The 6,465-nt window shown below is 72.6% G+C and carries 6 protein-coding genes and 1 pseudogene; 6 read left to right on the forward strand and 1 reads right to left on the reverse strand.

Going from position 1 to position 6,465, the window contains the following annotated elements:
* The first annotated feature begins 123 nt into the window (after positions 1–123).
* The 3 genes from ABZ641_RS22460 (at position 124) to ABZ641_RS22470 (ending at position 3,472) form a co-directional block, all read left to right on the forward strand.
* A complete protein-coding gene (locus ABZ641_RS22460; RefSeq protein WP_359984293.1) occupies positions 124–1,296 on the forward strand; it encodes a HAMP domain-containing sensor histidine kinase in 1,173 nt (390 codons plus the stop codon).
* 419 nt (positions 1,297–1,715) lie between these two features.
* A complete protein-coding gene (locus tag ABZ641_RS22465) occupies positions 1,716–2,702 on the forward strand; it encodes an acyl-ACP desaturase (RefSeq protein ID WP_344628399.1) in 987 nt (328 codons plus the stop codon).
* 470 nt (positions 2,703–3,172) lie between these two features.
* Positions 3,173–3,472, forward strand: a complete 300-nt coding sequence (locus ABZ641_RS22470; protein ID WP_030277357.1) for a DUF4193 domain-containing protein — start codon at positions 3,173–3,175, stop codon at positions 3,470–3,472.
* Positions 3,473–3,714: 242 nt separating this feature from the next.
* Here the strand turns inward: ABZ641_RS22470 and ABZ641_RS22475 are convergent, their stop codons facing one another.
* Positions 3,715–4,173, reverse strand: a complete 459-nt coding sequence (locus ABZ641_RS22475; protein ID WP_359984295.1) for a DUF3093 domain-containing protein — start codon at positions 4,171–4,173, stop codon at positions 3,715–3,717.
* Between the two features lie 123 nt (positions 4,174–4,296).
* Here ABZ641_RS22475 and ABZ641_RS22480 point away from each other — a divergent pair, with 123 nt between their 5' ends.
* From ABZ641_RS22480 to ABZ641_RS22490, 3 genes and pseudogenes are all read left to right on the forward strand, one after another.
* Positions 4,297–4,887: a PaaI family thioesterase gene (locus ABZ641_RS22480; RefSeq protein WP_359984298.1), complete on the forward strand. Its 591-nt coding sequence runs from the start codon at positions 4,297–4,299 to the stop codon at positions 4,885–4,887.
* A pseudogene (gene dut / locus ABZ641_RS22485) lies at positions 4,884–5,429 on the forward strand (dUTP diphosphatase). Before ABZ641_RS22480 ends, dut begins: the two are co-directional and overlap by 4 nt.
* 2 nt (positions 5,430–5,431) lie before the next feature.
* Positions 5,432–6,220, forward strand: a complete 789-nt coding sequence (locus tag ABZ641_RS22490; protein ID WP_344628401.1) for a DUF3710 domain-containing protein — start codon at positions 5,432–5,434, stop codon at positions 6,218–6,220.
* Positions 6,221–6,465: the final 245 nt, after the last annotated feature.

Here is a 6,465-nt window from a genome sequence, read left to right on the forward strand (position 1 = left end):
GCCGGCGGGGCCCCCGGCGCGCCCGCCGGCGGCCCGGGCCCGGTCCAGCAGCACCCGGCCCGCACCCCGATCGGCGCGGCCGCCGCCGGGCGGCCCGCCACGCAGTACCACCCCGGCGACGGACTGTTCGCCTGGCTGTCGCTGCGCCCCACCGTGCGGATCAGGCTCACCCTGCTCTACGGCGGGATGTTCCTGATGGCCGGCGTCGTCCTGCTGCTGCTCATGTACTACTTCGTCCGCGAGGCCATGCAGAGCGCCACCCTGCCCACCCTGCGGCTGGGCCCCGGCGTCTCCCTCACCACCCCCGACGGCGAGGTCATCAACAGCCAGGCGGAGCTGACCCGCTGGCTCAACCACTACCAGGACATCGAGGCCGAGCGGTCGCTCAACACCCTGCTGCGCAAGGCCCTCACCGCCCTGATCTGCCTCGCCGTGATCGCCTTCGCGGCCGGCTACGCGATGGCCGGCCGGGTGCTGCGCCCGCTCGGCCGGATCACCCGCACCGCCCGCGAGGTCGCCGGCTCCGACCTGCACCGCCGCATCCAGCTCGACGGGCCCGACGACGAGCTGAAGGAGCTCGCCGACACCTTCGACGACATGCTCGACCGGCTCGACCGCTCCTTCGACTCGCAACGCCGCTTCGTAGCCAACGCCTCGCACGAGTTGCGCACCCCGCTGGCGATCAACCGGACGCTGCTGGAGGTCCAGCTCGCCGACCCGGAGGCCTCGCCCGAGGTGCAGCAGCTCGGCAAGACCCTGCTCGCCACCAACGAGCGCAGCGAGCAGCTCGTCGAGGGCCTGCTGCTGCTCGCCCGCAGCGACAACGAGATCACCGACCGGCGCCCGGTCGAGCTCTCCGAGGTCGCCCTGCGGGCCCTGGAGCAGCTGAGGCCCGAGGCGGCGACCCGCGAGGTCGAGCTCCGCTCCGAGCTCCACCCGGTGACGGTCTCCGGCAACGGCGTGCTGCTGGAGCGGATCGCGCTCAACCTGCTGCAGAACGCGGTGCGCTACAACATCCCGGACGGCTGGGTGGAGATGTCCACCACGCCCGCCCCGGGCGGCGTCGGCGAGCTGGTCGTCTCCAACACCGGCCCGGTGGTGCCCGGCTACGAGATGGAGCACATCTTCGAGCCGTTCCGCCGGGTCAAGGGCGCCGACCGGACCCGCAGCGACAAGGGCGTCGGCCTCGGCCTGTCCATCGTCCGTTCGGTGGTCCGCGCGCACGGCGGCACCATCGAGGCCACGCCGCGCCCCGGCGGCGGCCTGACGATCCGGGTGCGCATCCCCGGGCCCTGACGCACACCCGGCCCGCCGAGTCCGTTCAGGGCCCCGCCAGGCCCCTTCCCGACCCCTTCCCGACCCCTTCCGCCGCCGTCCCGGACCCCTCCGGGGCGGCGGCGGACGCCGTTGCGCCGACGCCGCCGCACCCGGCCGCGCCGCTCCGTGCGCGACCGATCGCCGACCGCCCCCCGCCGCCCCCTCCGGCCGTGTCAAGACGGCATAAGCGCTGGCGGGGGGCGGCTTGTCTTTTGCCGCCGAAACAACTTACGGTGTCGTAACCTACGCATCCGTAAGTGGGCCGACCCGGACGGCCGCCGCGTCCGCCTCCGCGCTCGTGCCGCCCGCCCCCGTCCCCCGTTCCGTCACCGTCCGCGCCGCCGCCGTCGGCCCCACCCCGCCCGACGCGCCGGACGCCGCACACAGGAGCACCAGCCGTGACCATCGCACCCGTCCAGCGCACCGCACCGCCCGCGTCGACCGCCTGGACCGACGCCAAGCTGATCCTGGCCCTCGAAGAGGTCGTCGAGGGCGAGCTGAACCGGCACCTCAAGGTCGCCAAGGAGTGGATGCCCCACGAGTACGTGCCGTGGAGCCAGGGGCGGGACTTCGACGGCGTGCTCGGCGGGGAGGCGTGGGCGCCCGCGCAGTCCAAGGTGACCCCGCTGGCGCGGATCTCGCTGGTGGTCAACCTGCTCACCGAGGACAACCTCCCGAGCTACCACCACGAGATCGCGACCATGTTCGGCCGCGAGGGCGCCTGGGGCACCTGGGTGCACCGCTGGACGGCCGAGGAGGGCCGGCACGGCATAGCCATCCGCGACTACCTGCTGGCCACCCGCGCCGTGGACCCGGTCGAGCTGGAGCGGGCCCGCATGGCGCACATGTCGGAGGGCTTCGAGTCCGACAACGCGCACAGCATGCTGCACTCGGTGGCCTACGTGGCCTTCCAGGAGCTCGCGACCCGCATCGCGCACCGCAACACCGGCCACCACTCCGGCGACCCGCTGTGCGACCAGCTGCTGGCGAAGATCGCCAACGACGAGAACCTGCACATGGTCTTCTACCGGAACCTGCTGAAGGCGGCCATGGAGATCGCCCCGGACGAGGCGATGAACGCCATCACCGAGGTCGTCACCAACTTCCGGATGCCCGGCCACGGCATGCCCGGCTTCGAGCGCTCCGCCGCCCAGATCGCCATCGGCGGCGTCTACAACCTGCGCATCCACCACGACGACGTGCTGCAGCCCGTGCTGCGCCACCTGAAGGTCCTGGAGACCACCGGGCTCGGCGGCTCCGGCCAGCAGGCCCAGGAGCAGCTCGGCGCCTTCCTGGACGGCCTGGACGCCCAGGCCACCAAGTTCGACGAGCGCCAGGCCGCGCTGCTCGCCCGCCGGGCCGCCGCGGCCGCCGCGAAGGCCTGATCCGGCCGTTCCGCGGGGCCGTCCGGCCGCACCGGGAATGTCCGGGATTCTCCGGAAAGGTGTGAGATGTGACCAAGTTCACATCGGGCCATTCGATGCACCCGCGCCGTGCCGCACGGCGCTCGACCTCCGGTCGGGCGCCGTGGCGCTGGGTGACCGGTCGGAGAGGTCCCGAAAATGTCGATCTGTCGCCAAATGTGCTGTGGCCAGGGTCAATTGGTGAAGGAACGGCAGGGGCGCCGCTACCCAAGGTAGTCGTCCGGGCCCCGTCCCGGCCCGACCGGGCCGACCACCCGCGGTGGTGTTCGAACCCCGTTCGGTCACCCCAACGGGTCCGAAACCGGGTGTCGATTGAGTAACGGGGCTTGAAGTAAGGCAAAATCTCCGCCTCGGGTCGGGCACAAGACCGGCCCCCCATGCGTTACGTGCGCTGGAGATACCGCACACACCCAAAGGGGGAGAGCGAAAACATGGCTACGGACTACGACACCCCACGCAAGACCGATGACGACCTCAACGAGGACAGCATCGAGGAACTGAAGGCGCGGCGGAACGAGAAGACGACCGGTTCGGTCGACATCGACGAGTTCGACGCGGCGGAGGGTCTGGAGCTCCCCGGCGCCGACCTCTCGAACGAGGAGCTGTCGGTCCGGGTGCTGCCGCGCCAGGCCGACGAGTTCACCTGCATGAGCTGCTTCCTGGTGCACCACCGCAGCCAGCTCTACAGCGAGAAGAACGGTCAGCCGATCTGCCGGGACTGCGGCGCCTGAGCACGGTGCGGAATGGCCCGGGCCCGACGCCTCACCGTCGGCCCGGAAGGCCACCCCGCCGGCCCTGGGCAGCAAGGCCGGAGGCAGCAGACGCGGGCCCCGTACGGGGGCCGTACCCGCAGGCCGGGCGCCTGCGACCACAGGAGCAATGGGACGGTCCGCCACCCGCGGAGCCGTCCCTCCTCCGTTTCCGGGCCCGTCCGCGGCACGTCCGCCCGGGCCCGGCGGCCTTCCCCCGCGGCTCAGCGCTGGGCGGCCCGGCGGGCACCCTGCAGCGCGTCCGCCAGCTTCTGCGGCGAGCGGGTGGACAGGTACAGGTACGGCGTCGGGTCGGACGGGTCGGTGACCTCCACCCGCAGCGCCGTCGGCACGTAGCTGCGCAGCAGCATGAAGGCCCGCGGGTCCGCCTTCACGCCGCGCCAGGCGACCGCCTCCGCCGGGTTGAGCACCTCGGCCGTGCCGAGCGCGTCCACCGGGATCCGGGCCTGCCCGGCCACCAGCGAGCCCTGGACCACCCGGATCCGGGCCGAGCCGTAGGAGCTGAGCGCGGCCGCGCCGGCGGCGATGCCGACCACCAGGCCGATCAGGGCGCCGAGGCCGCTGAAGCGCAGCAGGACCAGGCCGAGTGACAGGCCCGTCACGAGCGGGAGCAGCCACCAGGACCGCGGGACGGTGAGGCGTTCGTCGTACATGCCCCCCATTGTGGGCGCCCGCACGGCCGCTTCCGCCCACGCCCCTCCCGCCGTTTGCTACTGGCGGGTAGCATCGCGACCGTGACCGGTTCCACCGCCCCCGCCGCCGCGCCGCAGGGCGCCCCCGCGCCGCTGCCCCGCCCCGCCGCCCCGACGCCGACCACGCCGCCCGCCGACGCCGCGCTGCCGCCCCGTGCGCCCGGCGCGCCGGCCCCCGGCACGCCGATCGAGCCCCACTACGACCTCTGCTTCGGCTGCGGCCCGCAGCGCCCCGACGGGCTGCAGCTGACCGCGGTGGCCGGGGAGGGCCTCACCGTCGACGCGAGGTTCACCGTCCGCGCGGTGCACCAGGGCGGACCCGGCCTCGCCCACGGCGGTCTGCTCACCACCGCGATGGACGAGACGCTCGGCACCCTCAACTGGCTGCTGCACGCCCCCGCCGTGACCGGCCGGCTGGAGACCGACTTCGTCCGTCCGGTGCCGGTCGACAGCGAGCTGCACATCCACGCCTGGGTGACGGGCGTGCACGGCCGCAAGGTCTACAGCGCGGCCGAGGGCCGCATCGGCGGCCCCGACGGACCGGTCGCCATCCGGGCGCAGGCGCTCTTCATCCAGGTGAAGCTGGAACACTTCACCACGCACGGTCGTCCCGAGGACATCAAGAAGGCCTTGGACGACCCGGACCTGTTCAAGCGCGCCAGAGCCTTCGAGGTGAACCCGTGACCAGCACCGCCCGTCCGCCGGTGGACGTCCTGATCAGGCGGATCGACGCCGATCTCCCGATGCCCGGCTACGAGCACCCCGGCGACGCCGGAGCCGACCTGCGCACCACCGTCGACGCCGAACTGGCCCCCGGCGAGCGGGCCGTCCTCCCCACCGGCGTCGCCATTGCGCTGCCGGACGGTTACGCGGCGTTCGTGCACCCGCGTTCGGGCCTCGCAGCTCGTTGCGGAGTTGCCCTTGTGAACGCCCCGGGGACGGTCGATGCCGGGTACCGTGGTGAGATCAAGGTGATCGTCGTCAACCTGGACCCGCGCGAGGCCGTCAGCTTCCGTCGAGGGGACCGCATCGCCCAGCTGGTCATCCAGCAGGTGGAGAGGGCGCGTTTCCACGAGGTGGCCGAGCTGCCAGGGTCGGCGCGAGCCGAAGGCGGGTTCGGGTCGACCGGCGGCCACGCCGCGGTCTAGCATGCCCGCGGTCTCGCAGTAGCCGAGCAGGTATTCGCTTCGGTCTTGGATTCGGTCTTGGACCGGGAAGGACAGTGACCGTGTTCCGTCGTCGCCACAAGAGCGAGGACGCTGTCGAGCAGCTCGCCGAGGACGCCACCAGCGCCGACGAGACGGCCGATGACGTCGAAGGTTCCGCCGAGAGCGAGAACGACACCGAGCTGGACCCCGCCGACCGGGTCGGCCTGCCGCCGGCACCGCGCCCGGACGGGCCGTGGGACATCTCCGAGCTCGAGCAGCCCGAGGAGGGGCGAGTGGACCTCGGGGGTCTGCTGGTCCCCGGGGTCGAGGGCATGGAGCTGCGCGTCGAGGTCGCCGGTGACGCGATCGTCGCCGCGACCCTCGTCCTCGGCAACAGTGCGATCCAGCTGCAGGCCTTCGCGGCCCCCAAGTCGGAGGGCATCTGGGGCGAGGTCCGCGAGGAGATCGCCAACGGCATCACCCAGCAGGGCGGCCTGATCGAGGAGGAGGAGGGCACGCTCGGCTGGCACCTGCGCGCCCAGGTCCCCGTCCAGCTGCCCGACGGCACCCACGGCGCCCAGCTGGTGCGGTTCGTCGGCTGCGACGGTCCGCGCTGGTTCCTGCGCGGCGTGATCTCCGGCCAGGCCGCCGTCCAGCCCGAGATGGCCGGCATCCTGGAAGAGGTCTTCCGCCAGACCGTCGTGGTCCGGGGCGAGGCGCCGATGGCGCCGCGCGACCCGATCGTGCTGAAGCTCCCCGAGGACGCGCAGATGGTGGCCGACGGCGCCCCCACCGAGGGCGGCGAACAGCGCTACAGCGCCTCGCTGGACCCGTTCGCACGCGGCCCGGAGATCACCGAGGTCCGCTGAGCCGAGCACCTCGCCTCCGCCCGGTTCGACACCGGGCGGAGGCGATTTGCTTGTGGGGCCCCGGGCCCCGTACAGTTCCGGAGTCGCGCCGAGAGGGGCGACGAAAAAGCGAGTCGAAGGAAAACGCCCGGTGAAACGGGCGGGAAATCCTCTGATAAGCTGGAAACACGAAAGAGCGAAACGCCCGGAGGGTCCGCTGGAAGGCGGTCCGAAGGAAGTGTCCGTTCCTTGAGAACTCAACAGCG

The organism is Kitasatospora sp. NPDC007106, from assembly GCF_040634455.1.
GTDB classification, from domain to species: Bacteria; Actinomycetota; Actinomycetes; order Streptomycetales; family Streptomycetaceae; genus Kitasatospora; species Kitasatospora arboriphila.

What these genes read in the sequence shown, in the direction of transcription:
- ABZ641_RS22470 (WP_030277357.1), top strand. Translation starts at nt 3,173, where the DNA reads ATGGCTACGGACTACGACACCCCACGCAAGACCGATGACGACCTCAAC.
- ABZ641_RS22475 (WP_359984295.1), bottom strand. Translation starts at nt 4,173, where the DNA reads ATGGGGGGCATGTACGACGAACGCCTCACCGTCCCGCGGTCCTGGTGG.